The organism is Alcanivorax nanhaiticus (assembly GCF_000756665.1).
Taxonomy (GTDB): domain Bacteria; phylum Pseudomonadota; class Gammaproteobacteria; order Pseudomonadales; family Alcanivoracaceae; genus Alcanivorax; species Alcanivorax nanhaiticus.
The window spans coordinates 43,962-61,942 of the sequence record NZ_ARXV01000015.1 but is presented as its reverse complement, the minus strand read 5'-3'; the positions used below and the strand labels follow the sequence as shown (position 1 = coordinate 61,942).

The following is a 17,981-nucleotide window of genomic DNA, read 5'->3' as shown; positions in this document are numbered from 1 at the left end:
ATTGTCACATGCTGCCGGACACCGCCCCTTGCGGAAGACCCCGTCCGGCAGCCAAAACCCAAGTTATTGATTATAAAAAAGAAACAAAACAAGCAAGACTGGCACAGTTCTCGCTTTTGTCTAAGCAGACACGCGGGGATCAAGCCATGAGCAAGATATTGACACTAAGCAAACTGCGACCGGACACGGCACTGGAAAACCTCAACCGGCTGACCGGACTGGATTTTCAACAGTGGCCGGAATCCCTCCTGGATGCCCCGGTTAGCTGCGGGACGGAGACGCAGAAAACAGCAAAGCCCGCCAAGCACGCAGCCGGGCAGGCCGATGAAAAGCAATATTGCCAGCAGGGCTGACCCGATCATCTTCAGAAGTTGGAGATGAGCTTGTCCGACGCCCCCAGGGAAGAGCCACGACGCTGCATGAACAATTCTTCCACCACAAAGGTCATGGCAGGATCCGCCAAACGCAGGGAAACCTGAACCTGCTCCACCTCGGCACTCAGCTTCAACAGAATAGAACCGGATAGCAGGGCACTGCCCTCACCTTTTACGTCAGCAGTATCCACTAGTACCGCACGCTCCTTGTCCTTATCCATGTAGCGCACCACCAGCTGCACCTGACCCGGCGCCCCCGCCACTCTCACCCAGGAGGCCACGTTGAATTCGGCTTCCCACAGCCTCGATTTTCCCGGACGGCCTTCCGCCCAGATGCGCGAGGGAACCTTGGCAATGAATTTTTCGATCATTCCTGTCTCTCTGTTATACGGAGATACCTTCAGACAGCCCCCTCACCGGGAAGGGTCAGAAGACTTTCAATGATAGCTCAGTTCTTTCTGGTCAGTTTACGCATGAGAAGAAATCACGACTATGCGTAGCTTCGCTTACTGACTTTGATCGATATCACACCTTGAACCATGACAACCATAAGCCGGCTGTATAATTGTCTGACAAACAAGAGCTCTCGCGCGCGCATTCCCTCTTACTCTTTGCCCTACGCGGTCGCACTAACGGCTGCACCTTTTCTTACACCGGACAAATTTTAAGGATGCATGAATCATGGGCGAGCTGAAAGATCTGCGCGAACAAAGCGAATCTCTGGTTAACCGTGCCAAGGAACTGGGCAACAAACTGTACCTGGCAGGCCTGGGTGCCTATGACAAGGCCGAAGAGAACTCTGAAGAGCTGCTGAACAAGTATGTCGCCAGCGGCACTGAAGCTTTCGGCGAAGAAGCTGAAAGCAAGCCGAAAGCCCTGCTGGCTGGCCGTGGTGCCCTGCTGGCCGCTCGCGAGCTGCTGGAGAGCGCTCCCGAGAAGCGTCAAGCTTTCTACGAAAAGCTGGTAGAAGCAGGCAAGAAAGAGCGTGGCGAGAAAGCCGAAGCCACTAACGAATTCGTGCTGGCAGGCTTTGGTGCCGTTGTCACTGCACGTGAAGAAGGCGAGAAACTGTTCAATGAACTGGTTTCTGCCGGTCAGAACCGTAGCTGATTCTGAACCCTTTTTTGTTGTTACTCTCCTTTTAGGGGCCTTCTTGGCCCCTTTCTTTTGCGCCATTCACGGCGGCAATTCGCCAGCACACCTCTCCCTTCGGTCCGCTGTTACCTGCCACTCCTGCCAGATCTGGCCCGTCCAACCCTGTACAGCCTTCACCCATCGGCGCTAAGTTATGGTCTATAACAAGACCAAGACAAGCAACGCCAACATAAAATCGCTACGAGAGACATCATGGCAGAGCAGCGCCGTCGCAAACGCCCAACCACCACCACCGGACGTCTTTTCCGCCTGACGGGCATGACCACATCCATTGCCACTCGGGTAGCAGGCCATCAGGTGAAAGGCCTGTTCCAGTCTGAGAGCGCCAAGGCGGCAGACCGGGAAAAGCTGATGCAACACATCGGCAAGGAAGTCGCCGCCACCCTCGGCGAGATGAAGGGTGCGGTGATGAAGGTAGGGCAAATTGCATCGCAGATGCAGGATATCCTGCCGAAAGAAATCAGCGACCAATTAAAAGTGCTGCAAAACGCCTCCGCTCCCATGCCTTTCCATGTCATTCGCAGGCAGCTTGAACGAGAGCTGGGTGGCGCGATCAGCGAACGGTTCGCCGACTTTGAAGAGACACCGTTTGCTGCCGCCTCCATTGGCCAGGTACACCGGGCAACCACCCATGACGGCGATCCAGTGGTGGTCAAGATACAGTACCCGGCAGTCAAGGAATCCATTGATTCCGACATGAAACATCTGCGTCGCATCCTGCGTCTTGGCAGCCTGCTCAAGGTGGATGAAGCTGCTCTGGACGGCGTTTTTCGCGAGATTCGCAACCAATTGGAAGAAGAGCTGAACTATCACCAGGAAGCGATCAATCTCAATCAGTTCAAAACGTTTCACCAACATCAACCCTGGTTGGTGATTCCTGCAGTTTACGAAGATTTATCCAGCGAAAAGGTGCTGACCCTGAGCCTGGAATCCGGCACCCCGCTGGAGCAGGTCAACGATGAGAATGGCTTTGACCAGACCACCCGCAACCTGCTTGGCGAGCGTCTGTTTGATGCCATTGGCGAACAGATTTTCCGCTACCGCACCGTGCACTGCGATCCGCACCCTGGCAATTTCGCCTTCCGCCCGGATGGCAGTATCGTGATGTATGACTTTGGCGCCGTAAAGCGACTCCCCAGTGAAGATGCCAACCTGCTGCGCGACATTGTTGAGGCTGCACTGCAGCAAAACTGGCTACAACTGGACAACCTGCTGAAAACGCTGGGAGCCCGCAAACAGGACAGCCAGGTCAGCGACCAGTTTTATGCCACCTGGATTGAGTTACTGCTGCGCGCCTTCTCCAGTGAACCCTACGATTTTGGCAATTCCTGCCTGCATACCGACATCATGAAGCAGGTCCGCAAAACGCCGCTGGAACAAATGATGAAGTTTCAGCCCTCGCCGCGCTCCTTGCTGATAGAACGTGTCGTCAGCGGCCACTACTGGACCTTGATGAACCTGGGGGTCAACGCGGCCTTCCTCCCCAACCTGGAAAAAGCGCTGAATGAATCTCAGGCCGCAACCGCCTGACGTCACGCAAGAAGGCGTTCCCGCCAGGCGCGTCCAACCTTGTCGCCCTCCTGGCGGGAAATCACTCAGAATGCCGAGCGCAACCCGACACTGATACCGGAAATCTCTTCCTCATCGGTATCGATATAGCGCATATATTCCAGATTCGCGCCAAGCGTATCGGTAATATTCATGTCCAGGCCAGCACCATAGGACTCATCTTCAAAGTTCTCAGAGTCGCTGTAGGAATAACTGACGCCGGCAATATCGCCATCCACGGACACGGTCCCTTTCGCCTTGGTATAACCACCAATGACATAGGGCCGCACGGTCTCACTGATTGGCAAGCCCAGCTTCAGATAGCCGCCATACAGATGATCCAGCTCGAAATCGGCGATTCCCTGGGAATCTTCATCCAGGCCCACACCACCTCGCGCCTCGATGGCGAAAAACTCTGTCAGCTCCAGCCCCGCATTCAGCGTGGCGGCGTCAATTTTGAGGGTGTCGGTATCAAACTCTTCGTTGTCATACTGGATCTGACTGTAGTTGCCGCCGATGTAAGGCCCCGCGGCCCAGGCTCCCTGGGTGACAAACAGTGAACAGGACAGCAAAAGCGCTCCGCGCATGATAACTTTCATTTCAGACTCCTTTTCCGTTAAGTCACCTATTTCGAGACCCGGTCAGAAGCAATGTTCCAGTTATTCCGGTAAATTCTGTAAAATTAGAGAGGATCAGGGCAGAGAGTGACTCAACGCCGCTCACATCAAGGCCCCTGAACAGATCCAGATAACAGCAAATAACAGGATCGGGAATGACAAAGGGACGCGTCTTGCCCATCGGTTTCATGCTGATGGCACTTTTACTGCCCCTGCTTGGCCACAGCCTTACCCTGAAAGAGGATCAGCAGGAGTATCAGGGGGGCCCCGGGATGCGCTGGCTTGCCGACCCCGAGCACAGCTTGACGCCAACGTCGGCCCTGCACGCCTTGCGCAACGGCGCAGGAACATCACTGGATAGCACCTATCCTGCACTGGGCTTCCAGAACGGCCTGCAATGGTTCCTGATCACCGTAGACAACGAAACCCGCTTTCCCTACTGGTTCCTGCGCATTGGCCGCCCGCATCTGGATTATCTGGATATCTATCTGTTCGATCGGGAGGGTAACGCGATTGATCACCAACGCATGGGTGACCGCATTCCGTTCCAACAACGGGAATTCCGTCATTATCACCTGATCAGCCTGCAAAGCTTCCCGCTCCGGGAGCGCAGCTACCTGCTGATGCGCGCCCAGGGCGACAATGTCATCGAGATGCCAGTCAGCATCCAGACACCCGTCGCATTCAGTCGCCAGGACAATCAGTTCTCCATTATGTATGGCATCTACTACGGCGCCATCATCGCCATGTGCCTTTTCAATTTGCTGATTTTCCTTTCCATCCGCGAGCCCAGCTATTTGCTCTATGTACTCTACCTCGGCACTTTTGGGCTCAATCTCTTCACTCGAGAGGGACTCAGCTACCAATGGCTCTGGCCGGATTCCCCGATCTGGAATCACTACTCGCTGCCGGTTCTCAATCTGCTGACACTGACATTTTCATTGTTGTTTGTACTGTATTTTCTGGAATTGCGGACCCGTCTACCCAGGGTAAGCCGCTGGATCACCGGGGTTACGGCCATCACCTTCATGGCCATTCCTTTCACTTTCCTTAGCTTTCACTACAGCATCCAGGCCACCACCATCGGCATTCTTCCCTGGCCGTTTGTCATGATCGTGTTAGCCCTGTGGCTGGTATTCAAGGGGTACAGCCCGGCCCGCTATTTCCTGCTGGCGTTCCTGTCTGTGGCCATTGCCACCAGCCTGTACATTCTGAAATCGTTCCAGCTGGTGGACGGCGGCTGGCTGATGGAAAACGCCATGCCGCTGGGCATTTTCCTTGAAGCCGTTTTACTGTCCTTTGCGCTGGCACACCGGATGACCGTTCTGAAAAGCGAAAATGCGCGCATCCAGCGCGAAGCCACAGAAGCCCTGGAGCAGCGAGTGGAGGAGCGCACCCGGGAACTGAACAGCGCACTCAGCGCACGCAGTGAATTCCTGGCCGTGATGAGCCACGAGATCCGCACGCCACTCAATGGCATCATCGGCACCGTAGACATGCTCAAGACTTCACCACTGAATGATGAACAACAGCACAACCTGAATATCATTGAACAATCCGGGAACAGCCTGCTTAACCTCATCAACGACATTCTCGATTATTCCCGGATCGAAGCCGGCAAGATGCCCATTGAACAAGCCCGGTTTGACCTGCATGGACTAATCAACGATGCGCTGGCATTGTTTCAGCACAAAGCGCGAGTGCATTCCAATGTGCTCACCAGCAAGCTGAATGAAAACCTCGGCAACTACTGCATCGGCGATCAGGTGCGTCTACGGCAGATCCTGGTCAATCTGGTCAGCAACGCCGTCAAGTTCACCGATAACGGCAGCATCACGTTGACGGCCCAACGGGACCCTGACAATGCCGACTATGTGTTCTTCGAGATAGTGGATACCGGCATCGGCATTACCCCGGAACAACAAACCAATCTGTTTGATCACTTCCAACAGGGGGATAGCTCCACCAGCCGCCGCTACGGCGGCACCGGCCTCGGGCTCGCCATCTGTAAACAGTTGGTGGAAATCATGGGCGGTGAGATTGGCGTCCATAGCCGCCGTAATGAAGGGTCCCGTTTCTGGTTCAGACTCCCGTTACCAAAGACCGAAGCCAGCGCCCACCTGCAAAACAGTAGCGACATTCCCGACATTACCCGTTCGGGCGGCAAGCTGCTGATTGTCGATGACAACCATATCAATCTGATGGTGGCGGAAGGGCTGTGCAAAAAGCTTGGCTATACCACAGAAGTTGCCGAAAGCGGCATGGAGGCGATTGCGGTATTGCTCTCTGCCAGAGACCCCTTTGATTTAATTTTGATGGATTGCGAGATGCCGGAAATGGACGGTTTCGAAACCTCCCGTTCCATCATCAAACTGCAAAAAGAGGGTCGACTGACACGAGTGCCCATCATCGCGCTCACTGCGCACGCGGTACCCGACAAGATTCAAGCTTGCCACGATGCGGGCATGGTCGGACACCTGGCGAAACCGATTAACAGTGAACGGCTGATGCGCACCCTCAAGCAAGTGTTGCGAGACCCGGATATACGCCTGCCTGGCGGCCGCAGCGCGTGATCACAGACGTTACTCGGCGCGCAAACTACCCAGCAGCCCATCTACCACACGCTCCAGATCATTGAGGTTGGCGCACCGGCGGGCCACACGGCAATGCGGCAAATAACTGGCCATGACCGCATCACCACTATTCCACTGGTTGCGGGATTCCGGATTCAGCCACCAGATCTGTTTTACCCTGCGGCGCACCTGCCCCAGCAGCTCTGCCCGCTCAGGCAAATAATTATTACGCGCATCACCGAGGATAATCACCGTGGTATGGCGATCCAGCTGCCCCTCGCACAGCCCCAGGAACCCCTCCAGCATTTCCCCGTAATCGGTACCACTACCGGAGAGACGATCCAGCACCCTGGCCACCGCCACATCCGGCGAGTAACGCTGGAAGTCTTCACTGATTTCATCAAAGCGCGACGCAAACGCAAAGCTGCGCACTCGCGGCAAGACATCATTCAGCGCATAAAGAAACTGGAGCAGAAAGCGAGCAGCCTCACTTACCGAACTGGACACATCACAAATCACCATCACCCGACTCTTGTGCGGAGGCCGACGCCGCCACACCAGAGTGGCCGGCACGCCATCATGCCGAATGCTGCGCCCCAGGGTACGGCGGGCATCCAGCTGACCCCGTTTGGCAATTTTCAAACGGCGCTGATGAGCGCTGGCCAATCGTCGGGCCATCTTGCGAACCAGCGTTTTGACTTCTCGAAACTCACGTAGATCCCGAAACGACACTTGCCGCATGGTCTGCTCACGCAATTCACGCCCACGCGCCGCACCATGCAGCAGGAATTGCCGACGAACCAGGCTGGCAGCCTGTTCACGCACCTGGCCTCGCCATTCCCGCAAGTCATCAGCCCGCGCCTCGCTAGTAACGCCTCCCTCACTGAGCTGCAAGATTCGCTCATCCACCGCCCCCATGCCCATATTCATGAGCAACCGCCGCGTGTAGAGCCCCTGCTGGGTAATCACCTGCATCTGGGTAAAGTCCATCGCGGCAGCAGCTTCCGCCATGCGCTGCTGCAGCTGCTCTGCACTGGCAGCAAGCAACGCTTCCAGTCCGGGGGCAAGCTCGCCGCTCTCTTCTGTCGCAGCAGACAACGCATCCGGCATGCCTTTAACCGGCTCAGCGCCCTCCCCGGCCGAGGCATCCCGCCGCTCTCCTTGTCCCTCGAAGTAGCGCTGGAAGGTCTCTTCAAACGCCGTTCGCTGCTGCTCGTCCTTGAGCAGACTCACTGACAGGGCATCATGAAATTGCTGCCGGGGCTCGTAACCCACCAGCGCCACCGCCTGCATGGCGATGGCCGCCTCATCCGGAGAGATTCTCAGCCCAGCCCCTCTCAGGGCCTGAACAAATTCCGAAAGGCGGCGAGACAGCATCAGCGCTTCCCGAACTTGCGCAGCCAGGCAGGCAATAACTCTCTTGCCAACGTCACGTCCTGCTCGGTCTTCAGTACCAGGTTGAGGGTATCGGCGACCATGTCTTGTTCAAGACTGTCTGCATGCAGCAATACCAATGCCCGAGCCCAATCCAACGTTTCAGAAATAGCCGGAAGTTTTTTCATTTCCTGCTCTCGCAGATACTGGATGAACGCCACCAGCTGCTCTCGCAACTCCGCTTCCAGCTCAGGAACACGGGCCGCCACAATCGCCGCTTCATGGGCCGCCTCCGGGTAGGGAATATAGAGATGAAGACAGCGGCGTTTGAGCGCATCAGACAGCTCTCGCTGATCATTACTGGTGAGCAGCACCAAAGGCTGATGCCGGGCCGTGACCGTACCCATCTCGGGAATCGAGATCTGGAAATCCGACAATAGCTCCAGCAGAAATGCCTCGAACTCCTGATCCGCCTTGTCGATTTCATCAATCAACAGCACGGCGGGTTCATCGCTGCGTAACGCCTGCAGCAACGGGCGCGGCTCCAGAAAAGTATCGCTGTAGAAAGCCTCACCGAGATCGCCAAGCCGGGCCATGCTTGCTTCAAGACTATCGGTATCCGCCAGCATGCCGCCGAGCTTGTCACGCAACAACTGGGTGTAGAGTAGTTGCTTGCCATACTTCCATTCATACAATGCCCGGCTTTCATCCAGTCCTTCATAGCATTGCAGGCGAATCAGAGGCGCTTCCAGAAACGCCGCTGCCGCCTTGGCCAGCTCGGTCTTGCCAACCCCTGGCGGCCCCTCCACCAACACAGGCTTGTGTAGCTGGGCAGCCAGATAGATCGCCAAGGCAATCTGGTCATTACAGATATAACCTTGCTCGGCAAAACTGCGGGTAATGTCTTCAACAGAATCAATTCGGGTTTTCATGAAGGCTCCTGCACCGGGAAGTACAGGTTAACCCAGTACAGAAAGGCTGACACGGGCTGGAAACGACATTCGTCAGGGGGATGGCCGTCAGGGGGATGGCGGCAGAAACCACCAAGGATCAATGAACCGTAATATTACCCGCCAATACCACCGGGGCGATTTCCTTGGCTTCCTCGATAACCGGCTCGCCGTCCACGCTGGTCACATCATAACGGGCAGACTGCACATCGCCATCAATCAAGTCAGGTATTGCATCCAGAAACGCATCCACATGATCCGAACCAAAGTGGAGCTCCAGCGCATCCAGGCTGCTCCACTGCTGCCATACCATGATCACTCGCGGCTCGTCTGCCTGCACATACACCTCATAGGACAGACAGCCTGGCTCCTTGCGTGAGGCACTGGCCAGAGACTGCACCAGATCCAGTGCAACCGGCTGTTGGTCTGCCTTGATAGGGAATGAGCCTTTGACAATGATCATGGAAAGGGTAACCGCTTGAGGAAAACGAACATGATAGCACATTTTTCATGCGCTCGCTGGCGGCCCCACGTCCTTGCTCAGCCGCAGAAGCGAACAGAATCCTGCAGAGGGGCACGGCCAACGCGGGTCTTGTTGGCAGCCACATCCGGGTCTTCATAACCAAAACTGATACCCAACACGATGGCCGAGCTATCTGGAATGCCCAGAATCTCGCGCACATCTTGCGGGTAATAGCGCATGCTACCCTGGGCACAAGCTCCCAGCCCGTAAGCGCTCATGGTCAACAACAGTGACTGGATGTACATACCCACATCCAGCGCCACCGTTACACCAAAGGCCTTGTCCATGCCAATAAAAGCGACATGGGGAGCATCAAACAACTGGAAATTGCGCAGCTCCGCACGGCGCCGGCCATCCCGGTCCTCACGTGCGATCCCCATGCTGCCGTAAAGCGCCATGGCGCACTCCACCTGACGCTCCCGGTACACTCCCTCAAAGCGGGGAAGACTGTCATAGTCCGGCTCAAACGGCACCCCACGACTAACCTTGTCCACCATCCGCTCGCGCAAGGTGTCTCTGGATTGACCGCTGGCCACCCACACCTGCCAGGGCTGGATATTGCAGTTGGACGGTGCGTGCTGGGCCAGTGAAAACACCTCTTCCAGGACCGACTGGGGAACAGGCTTGTCCATAAAACCACGCACAGAACGGCGCTGCTTGAGCGCATCGGCAAGGGTAATCGAATCGGCGTTCATGGAAGCTCCTGACTGCGTTTCAATAAAGACGGGCGAGTGCAGTCTAGCGAGCCGGGAGAAAGGAGGCGATGACAGGAACGCTCAGCGCGAGGACAACAAACAAAGACGGTCAAGAAACCTTGAGCATCGCCTCGCAGATCTGGTCGATCACGGGCTCGGCACCATCCAGGCGCCCCTCAAAACCCTGCACACCAAAGCGCAGGGCACAATCGGGGCACAGGACCGTAAAGATCAATTCGCTGCCCTGGCTGCGAGCAGGCAAAACGGCCCAACGATCCCGACGGGCCTGCTGACCAATCCGATGATAGTAATCCAGATCGATATTACCGCCCGGTTCAAAATCAAAAGTGGTCGGGCAACGGCTACAGTTGAGCCACATGTCATACAACGCGGCAGCATCGTAGGGGTCTCTCGAATCGAAACTCATTGCCAACTCCTGTAAGGCTCACCCATCCATGGGAAATACCAGGTTTCAGCCAGACCTCAACGGCACCGAAAGACACCATCCAGAAGCGCAGTAAGGGTCGGCTCAAGATCGCACCGTTATAGTGCAATCAGAAGACAAAACCCATGAAACACATCACAAACCGTGAGGTTACAGCCGTTTTCCTGATGCCATTGCCCTCCCACCCAATACCAGCATCTGTAGCTGAAGGCGGGCATGATCAGCCAACACCCTGCAGGCCGCAGCGCTACTGTCGAGCATAGAGATCCCCACCCCGAACATGATCGCAATGACCGCCTCCGCCTCCTGCTCGGCAGGCACCGCCTCACCGCCACGGGCAGACACCGCCTGGCGGACATCCTCCGCCAGCTCGTCCACCAGCAACTGCAACTCCCTCTGGATTCGCAGCCGATAGCGATCATGATTCCCCAACCGCTGCTGCACCAGTAACCGAAAATCGTTACCGCTCTCGCCCAGATAGCGCACAAAACGAGCCACCAGCTCGTCTACCGCCTGAGCCGGGCCAATTTCGATCATGCTGCGGCGCTCGTACTCCATGGCAGATCGCAAACGAAAACAGCAGGAATCGATTAATGCCAACCCCAGCGCTTCCATATCCGGAAAGTGATTATAAATCGACGTTGCAGCCAGACCGCATTCACGCGCGACTTCCCGCAGCCCCAGGCTATCCAGCCCACGCCCCCCTGCCATCAGCGTTCGCGCTGCCTCCAGGATTCTTTCACGGGTTTGCCGCTTCTGACGCTGCCGCACTGTCTCTGCCATGACCGTTCCACTAACAACTGTAAGCTTTAATAATCCCATGAAAACGGTTCAGATTACAACTACACGGCGGTTACAAAATAATCTTTGACAAACACTTGTTAGTTAAAACAGAATTCACCTTACAAATGTAAGGCGGGATAATTTGTCACCCGCAGCATTGGCGGCGCATTATCAGAGAGCGCTACAACACATGACTGTCGGGCTTGCCGACAGCAGGGAAGCTACAAGGGGTTAATCATGAATTACTTCGTTACCGGTGCCACCGGATTCATTGGCCGTTTTCTGGTTGCTCGCCTGCTTAAGCGCGAGGATGCTCGCGTCTTTGCGCTGGTTCGCTCCGGTTCTGAATACAAGCTGGACGCACTGCGTCGTCGCCTGGGGGTAGACGCCGATCAACTGGTCGCCATCCACGGCGACATCAATGAAAAGCTGCTCGGGGTCAGCAAACGCGATCAGGACGACCTGACCGGCCAGGTCGATCATTTCTTCCATCTGGCCGCCATCTACGACCTGACCGCCGACGAAAACACCCAGCGCTACACCAATATCGAAGGTACCCGGCAAACCCTGAAGTTGGCCGAAAAACTTCAGGCAAGCTGTTTCCATCATGTCTCATCCATTGCCGCCGCCGGCCTCTACGATGGCGTATTCAGCGAAGACATGTTCGAGGAAGCCACCGGGCTAAACGACCCTTACCTGCTCACCAAGCATGAATCCGAGGCCCTGGTACGTCAGGAAAGCACCCTGCCCTGGCGTATTTACCGACCTTCCATGGTGGTTGGCCATTCAGAAACCGGCGAAATGGACAAGGTCGACGGCCCCTACTATCTGTTCAAGTTCATCCAGAAGCTCAAGGATGTTCTGCCCAACTGGATGCCCCTTATCGGCGTGGAAGGTGGCAAGTTCAATATTGTCCCCGTGGACTTCGTCGCGGATGCTCTGGATCACATTGCCCACCAGGAAGACGGCAACGGCGAATGTTTCCATCTCACTGCCGACCGCTCCTATAGTCTCGGCGAGATGATGGATGTGATTGCCGGGGCCGCTCAGGCTCCGCGCTGGCCGGTCAAGCTGGACAACAGCCTGTTTGACGCCGTTCCCGGTATCGTCAAGAAAGGCGTTAGCGCCATGACCCCCAAGATGGTGCTCAATGCGGCGCTGGAGAACCTGGACATTCCTCCCTCCGCCATGCAGTTCCTGACCTTTCCCACCGAGTATGACAACCGCAAAGCCAAAGCTGCACTGGCAGACAGCAATATCGACGCCCCCGAGCTGCAGAGCTACATTCAGCAGCTGTGGGACTTCTGGGAAAACCATCTGGACCCGGATCGCGGCGAGCGCAAAGATGAACTGCAGCCCCTGCCCACACTTCCCGAACGGGTGGAAGGCAAAGTCGTCATGGTGACCGGGGCCACCTCCGGCATCGGTAAAGCTACCGCGCTCAAGCTGGCCCGAGCCGGCGCTACCGTACTGGTTATTGCCCGTACCGCTGAAAAGCTGGATGAAACCCTGCACGAAATCGATCAACTGGGCGGCACAGCCCAGGCCTATAGCTGTGACGTATCGGATCTGAACAGCGTCGATCAACTGGTGCAGCAAGTGATTGCTGACCACGGCCATGTGGATGTGCTAGTCAACAATGCCGGCCGCTCCATCCGCCGTTCTGTGGTGCATTCTTTTGAGCGTTTCCATGATTACGAGCGCACCATGCAGCTCAATTACTTTGGCGCTCTGCGCCTGATCATGCAGCTCATGCCCGGCATGATCGAGCGCGGCGGCGGCCATGTGATCAACATTTCCAGCATCGGTGTGCTGACCAATGCGCCGCGCTTCTCGGCCTATGTCGCCTCCAAAGCGGCCCTGGATGCGTTCACCCGCTGTGCGGCCAGCGAACTGGCCCATGAGGGTATCCGCTTTACCACCATCAACATGCCACTGGTGCGCACCCCGATGATCGCGCCCACCAAAATCTACAACCATGTGCCGACCATCAGCCCCACCCAGGCGGCCGACATGATCTGTGACGCCATCGTGCGACAGCCCAAGCGCATCGCCACCAACCTGGGCATCATGGGCCAGGTGATGCACTTCCTCACCCCCAAGGTCACCGAGACTATTATGAACACGGGTTACAAGCTGTTCTCCGATTCCGCCGCAGCGCTGGGCGGCAAGGAAAACACGCCGAAGAAAATCAGCCGCGAACAGGCGGCCTTCTCCCGACTGTTCAAGGGGATTCACTGGTAAGACGCCGCATGCATCACGCGCGAGGTGCGTGATGTGTGCCTACTACGGCTCAAAAAGAAAAGGCCCCGCAAGCGGGGCCTTAAATGTTCCGGAGACAACCGGAAGCATACGCAGCGGGACCATGTCCCGCCGCTATAGTCGTTCAGCCCCCACCCCGCCGCCTTGATGCAAATCAGTTTTTTGTCAGTTCACCGTCGAGAGACTTACTGTCCTGCCAACGGCGGGGATGAAATTATTGGTGCTGGAACGAGTTTCGAGTTTCGAGTTTCGAGTTTCGAGTTTCGAGTTTCGAGTTTCGAGTTTCGAAGATCAAAACACGGGCCGTGAACGCTACAACGGTTTTGCCTTTCGCAACTCGAAACTCGTCACTCGCCACTGCTCTTGCTGCCCTGCGCCGCCAGCACCTTTTCCAGTGAAGGCGGTGAATAGGCAGGCCCCTTGAGCACCTTGCCACGCTCATCCTTGACTGGCTTGCCGTCTGCACCCAGCTTGCTCATGTTGCTGCGATGGACTTCCTCGCAGGTGGCATTCAGATCAATCCCGAAGGTATGGCCGGCACCGTAGGTAACGTAATTGATGTCGGTAAGGGCATCCGCAACCTCGACCAGATCCACATCAAAATTCCTCAGCCCCTCCAACTGCTCACGGGCGCGGCTCAGGGTTTCCAGAAAGGCTTGTTGATCCGCATCCGGCGATTGGCAGGTGGCCTCCGCCAGCTCATGAAACTCTTCCAGCAACAGCGCCAGACGTAACCGAACGGTGCGATCATCCGGCACCACCGGCAGCGGCTCAACCGGAAGGGAAAAGGAACGATGAAACTCACCGACCCGATGAAAATTGGTCGCCTCAACCTTGGCCATTGATTTCCTCCAGAAACGCCAGAATTTCCCGGTTCACTTCCGCCGCCTGCTCCATCTGTATCCAGTGGCCACACTGATCCTGCAATACCGTTCTCAGGTCAGGCACATAGTCAGGCATGCGCTGCAAGGCTTTCTGATTAAACATCAACACCGGATCCTGCAGCCCGCCAATGAACAACACCGGCATGGTCAACTGCCAGTTCTCATCATCACGGCTTTCCTGCCAGGAAAGATCCATCGCCCGATACCAGTTGATCGGCCGGCCAAATCCGCTGTCCTGGTAGCGCTGGGTGTAATAGTCCAGATCCTCCTCCCGCATCCAGCGAGGAGGCTGCTCCGGCACCCGCATGGCATCCAGAATGCCCTTGTCGTCTTTGCCTGCGCGATACTCCGCGACCCCATCGGCGGAAAGGGAATGGAAAATCTTGCGCAACGAATCACGCACATCCCGTTCCAGCTCCTGTTCAGGCAGCGCCGATTGCTGGAAGTACAACATGTAGAAGAAATGATCCCCGAACAGGCGTTTCATGGCCTGGGTCGGCGCCTCCGGGGCCGGGCCACCATAGGGAACAGACATGCCGACCACGGCGCTGACAGTTTCAGGGTATCGCCGAGCCACCTGCCAGGCCAGGCCACATCCCCAGTCGTGCCCCACCAGAATCGCCTGCTCATAGCCCAACGACTGGATCAGTTCGCGCACATCCTCCACCAGCACAGACATGCGATATTCCGCCACATCATGCGGCCCTCCCGTCTGCCCGAAACCTCGCAGATCCGGGGCTACCGCGTAATAACCGGACTGTGCCAGCATCGGCAACTGATACCGCCAGGAAGCCCAACATTCGGGGAAACCATGCAGACACAGTACTAACGGCTGTCCAGCCTCACCGGCCTCGGCAACGAACATATCAAGCCCATTGGCCGCCACCCTGCGTTCTCGTATAAACGCCATACTCACTTCCTGGTTGCAGCGGGTGTAAAAACCAATCTCTGGCTACTTACCCTGCACGACGAAAATGCTATTGTTAGCATAAGAAACATGACTGATTTATCATGAATTTGACAGCATGCTTTGCGACTGGCAAGCCTGCGCCAATCACGTTACGGCAATGACAGGGACGGACCGTGACTGAACCGACAGAACCACAGCAGCCCGCACGCACTCGCCTTGGTGAGTGGCTGGCCCCCTATGTTCCAGATTACTTCCCGGTGGCCTGGAAGTTGGGGCTGTCTATTTCCTTGTTGATTCTTTGCGGCATGACCGTGCTTGGCACCCTACTCCTCAACAATCAGTTGAGTCGCATGCGTGACCAGGCCGACACTTTCGGCATGGCGATTGCCCAGCAGCTGGCCAATACCGCACGGGAGCCGATGCTGGCTGACGACTCCTTCCTGCTCAAGGTACAGCTGAACAACCTGACCCGTAGTGAAAGTGTCCGTGGCGCAGCGTTGTTTGATCGTGAAGGCAATCAGCTCGACAAGGCAGGCATTCTTCCTCTTGCCGCCACCCCTCTGAACGAACAGATCAAACGCTGGGAACTGCAGAGCGAACCGGTCACGACCTATTACTCCACCATCCAGGTGGATGAGACCATTGCCGGCTATGCTGCCATCTCGCTCTCCGACCGCCCCATCATGGCGGCCAGACAAGCCGTGCAGGACACCATGATCACCGCCACGCTGATCATGAGCATTATCGCCATTATCGTCTCCTTCGTGATCAGCCGCCGTCTGGCGCAACCCATCCAGGATTTGCTTGCCGCCACCAGCGCCATGCGCAAAGGCGATTTGAACTATCGCATCCAGGATCGGCGCAATGATGAGATAGGCGGCCTGATCGAAGCCTACAACACCATGGCTCACGGCATGCTGGAAAAGGATCAGGTGGAAAAGGTGCTGCAACGGTTTGTCAGCCCGTCGGTAGCGCGCAACATGATGGCCGATCTGGATCAGGTACAACTGGGCGGCCGAGATGTTCAAGCTACCGTGGTGTTTGCCGACATCGTTGGTTTTACCCGGCTTTCCGAAACGCTGGAACCGGAAGCCATTGGCGACATGCTCAATGTCTACTTCGATGCCATCACCACTGCCACCAGCTTTTATCGTGGCACCATCGACAAATACATGGGTGACTGCGCCATGATTGTCTTTGGTGTACCGGAAAAGGACGACGAGCATCTTTTCCATGGGCTTTGCTGCGCGGTCATGATTCAGCGTCTGGTAGAGCGTCTCAACGAGTACCGCCGTGCCCAGGGCCAGACCACCGTGGAATTCCGTATTGGCATCAATTCCGGCGCCATGCTGGCCGGCAACCTTGGCTCCCGCGACCGCATGCAATACACCGTCGTGGGCGATGCAGTGAACCTGGCATCCCGACTGTCCAACATGGCTGCCGGCAATGAAATTATCGCGGCGGCGCCATTACTCGGTAACCCCAATATCGGCTCCCGGGTTCGCGCCACCGAGTACGGAGCCATGCGCATCCGCGGCAAGTCAGAACCGGTGAGCACCTTCCGCATCGACGGCGTTCATGCCCTGTCGGAAACCCTGATGGAGCAACGCATCGCCCAGTTCCTGGCCAAACTGAATACGGAGCAACAGCGTGCGCAAGGCGAGTAGTCTTCTTCTGGCAGTATCCATCACCAGCGGCTGCGCAAACCTTGGTAATCCCGAGCAAGAGGTTATTGAAGCCCTGGATCAACAGGATTATGCCCGCGCCATTCAGGTCATCGACAGCACCCCCGAATCACATAAACAGTATCCGCTGCTACAAGAACAGTATGCGGGCATACTCCAGGCAAGCGACACATACCGCCAGCACCTGATGCAGGAAGCAGAAGCCTATGGCCGTCGCCAACAGTGGGCTGATGCCTTCACCCTGCTGCAATCCAACCGTAGCAAGGTGGTTTCCCCTTATGCGATTGATGAACTGACCGCATCGCTTGCCATCCTTGAAGGCCGACAATTAAACGAATTACTGGCTGAGCGGCGAGTCGCCCAGGCCCAGGCCATGCTGGACAGCACTCAACTGTCTACCACCTTGGCCAACTTTCGCGACAGCCGGGCTGTAGCCGAAAAGCAGCAACTGGATCAGGAACGCGAGCAACTGATTGCCGATCTCAATCGGCTGGGAGAGTACTTCGCCGAACAACAGAAGTGGATGCAGGCGCGAGACCTGCTCCGCTATGCTCACCAACTGGCCCCGGATCAGCCGCCTTCACCGCAACTGGCTCGTGCCCAGCAGGTGCTCAACAATGCCGACCAGCGAGCCCGCGCCAAGCGCAACCAGGCACTGCAGACAGAAGCCGAACAATTGATGGCGCGCTACCAGCGCAACGGCACCATGGACTCCCTGCTGGCCGCCAGACGTTTTCTTGACCAGCACAAGAGCAACCCCGTCCTGAGCAAGCATCGCGACCGTCTGGAACAGTGGTCACGCCGTCGTTTCAATGAAGAAATGAATACTGGCGAAGCCCTGTACGCCCGTGGGCAATACAAGGAAGCCTACCGAATCTGGAAACAACTGGCGCCGCTCTACCCCAACGATGAAGAGCTCAACAAGAAGCTGGAACGCAGCCGCCGGGTACTCTCCAACCTGAAGAGCCTGCAACAGTCATAAGAAGAGACACTTCACGCATCCGCTGCACGCCTGACGCCTTTGCACCGGAAAAATTCGCTAGAGCCTGCGATGGGAACCGGAGTGCAACAGAGGTAACAGCCGCAGGCTGGCCCGTAGGGTAAACGCAGCGAATAACTTGCCTGCAAGCGATCCGAGCGATCGCCAGGTAAAGATTTTAGAAACGGGTTTCGAGTCGCGGGTTTCGAAAATCCAAAACCGTC

Annotated in this window: 17 protein-coding genes; 7 read left to right on the top strand and 10 right to left on the bottom strand. The window is 56.5% G+C overall.

Annotation, left to right across the window (positions count from 1 at the left end; translation table 11 throughout):
• The first annotated feature begins 8 nt into the window (after nt 1-8).
• Nucleotides 9-353: a hypothetical protein gene (locus Y5S_RS19750; RefSeq protein ID WP_156107807.1), complete on the top strand. Its 345-nt coding sequence runs from the start codon at nt 9-11 to the stop codon at nt 351-353.
• Nucleotides 354-364: 11 nt separating this feature from the next.
• Here Y5S_RS19750 and Y5S_RS15600 read toward each other — a convergent pair whose 3' ends face one another.
• Nucleotides 365-745, bottom strand: a complete 381-nt coding sequence (locus tag Y5S_RS15600; RefSeq protein ID WP_035234328.1) for a hypothetical protein — start codon at nt 743-745, stop codon at nt 365-367.
• A 310-nt stretch (nt 746-1,055) separates the two neighbouring features.
• Here Y5S_RS15600 and Y5S_RS15595 point away from each other — a divergent pair, with 310 nt between their 5' ends.
• Nucleotides 1,056-1,484 carry a phasin family protein gene (locus Y5S_RS15595; protein WP_035234326.1) on the top strand — a complete coding sequence of 143 codons (429 nt, stop codon included), beginning with the start codon at nt 1,056-1,058 and terminating at the stop codon, nt 1,482-1,484.
• A gap of 237 nt (nt 1,485-1,721) precedes the next feature.
• Nucleotides 1,722-3,059, top strand: a complete 1,338-nt coding sequence (locus tag Y5S_RS15590) for an ABC1 kinase family protein (RefSeq protein WP_035234324.1) — start codon at nt 1,722-1,724, stop codon at nt 3,057-3,059.
• A 65-nt stretch (nt 3,060-3,124) separates the two neighbouring features.
• Here Y5S_RS15590 and Y5S_RS15585 read toward each other — a convergent pair whose 3' ends face one another.
• Nucleotides 3,125-3,676, bottom strand: coding sequence for a porin family protein (locus Y5S_RS15585; protein ID WP_035234322.1), 552 nt, complete (start codon nt 3,674-3,676; stop codon nt 3,125-3,127).
• Between the two features lie 173 nt (nt 3,677-3,849).
• Here Y5S_RS15585 and Y5S_RS15580 point away from each other — a divergent pair, with 173 nt between their 5' ends.
• A complete protein-coding gene (locus Y5S_RS15580; protein WP_052041650.1) occupies nt 3,850-6,267 on the top strand; it encodes a hybrid sensor histidine kinase/response regulator in 2,418 nt (805 codons plus the stop codon).
• A gap of 9 nt (nt 6,268-6,276) precedes the next feature.
• On the opposite strand, the gene Y5S_RS15575 is transcribed toward Y5S_RS15580, so the two are convergent.
• The 6 genes from Y5S_RS15575 to Y5S_RS15550 form a co-directional block, all read right to left on the bottom strand.
• Entirely contained in the window at nt 6,277-7,644 is a 1,368-nt protein-coding gene (locus Y5S_RS15575) for a vWA domain-containing protein (protein WP_035234320.1), read from the bottom strand.
• Complete coding sequence (locus tag Y5S_RS15570; protein ID WP_035234318.1) at nt 7,644-8,573, bottom strand: AAA family ATPase; 930 nt, start codon at nt 8,571-8,573, stop codon at nt 7,644-7,646. The genes Y5S_RS15575 and Y5S_RS15570 overlap by 1 nt, the downstream gene beginning before the upstream one ends.
• Nucleotides 8,574-8,691: 118 nt before the next feature.
• Nucleotides 8,692-9,054, bottom strand: coding sequence for a putative quinol monooxygenase (locus Y5S_RS15565; protein ID WP_035234400.1), 363 nt, complete (start codon nt 9,052-9,054; stop codon nt 8,692-8,694).
• Between the two features lie 77 nt (nt 9,055-9,131).
• On the bottom strand, nt 9,132-9,809 hold the full coding sequence (locus Y5S_RS15560; RefSeq protein WP_035234316.1) for a nitroreductase: 678 nt from the start codon (nt 9,807-9,809) through the stop codon (nt 9,132-9,134).
• Between the two features lie 109 nt (nt 9,810-9,918).
• Nucleotides 9,919-10,236 (bottom strand): hypothetical protein, encoded by a 318-nt coding sequence (locus Y5S_RS15555; RefSeq protein ID WP_035234315.1) that lies wholly within the window; start codon nt 10,234-10,236, stop codon nt 9,919-9,921.
• A gap of 168 nt (nt 10,237-10,404) precedes the next feature.
• Entirely contained in the window at nt 10,405-11,037 is a 633-nt protein-coding gene (locus Y5S_RS15550; RefSeq protein WP_035234314.1) for a TetR family transcriptional regulator, read from the bottom strand.
• A gap of 237 nt (nt 11,038-11,274) precedes the next feature.
• Here Y5S_RS15550 and Y5S_RS15545 point away from each other — a divergent pair, with 237 nt between their 5' ends.
• The gene (locus Y5S_RS15545; RefSeq protein ID WP_035234313.1) at nt 11,275-13,281 is read left to right on the top strand and encodes an SDR family oxidoreductase; all 2,007 of its coding nucleotides are present in this window, start codon (nt 11,275-11,277) and stop codon (nt 13,279-13,281) included.
• A gap of 365 nt (nt 13,282-13,646) precedes the next feature.
• Here the strand turns inward: Y5S_RS15545 and Y5S_RS15540 are convergent, their stop codons facing one another.
• The gene (locus tag Y5S_RS15540) at nt 13,647-14,141 is read right to left on the bottom strand and encodes a pyrophosphohydrolase domain-containing protein (protein ID WP_035234312.1); all 495 of its coding nucleotides are present in this window, start codon (nt 14,139-14,141) and stop codon (nt 13,647-13,649) included.
• Nucleotides 14,128-15,093 (bottom strand): alpha/beta fold hydrolase, encoded by a 966-nt coding sequence (locus Y5S_RS15535; protein WP_035234310.1) that lies wholly within the window; start codon nt 15,091-15,093, stop codon nt 14,128-14,130. The genes Y5S_RS15540 and Y5S_RS15535 overlap by 14 nt, the downstream gene beginning before the upstream one ends.
• Nucleotides 15,094-15,266: 173 nt before the next feature.
• On the opposite strand from Y5S_RS15535, the gene Y5S_RS15530 reads away from it, so the two are divergent.
• Both Y5S_RS15530 and Y5S_RS15525 read left to right on the top strand, forming a co-directional pair.
• Entirely contained in the window at nt 15,267-16,760 is a 1,494-nt protein-coding gene (locus tag Y5S_RS15530) for an adenylate/guanylate cyclase domain-containing protein (protein WP_035234308.1), read from the top strand.
• Entirely contained in the window at nt 16,744-17,760 is a 1,017-nt protein-coding gene (locus tag Y5S_RS15525; protein ID WP_035234306.1) for a tetratricopeptide repeat protein, read from the top strand. The genes Y5S_RS15530 and Y5S_RS15525 overlap by 17 nt, the downstream gene beginning before the upstream one ends.
• Nucleotides 17,761-17,981 lie beyond the last annotated feature (221 nt).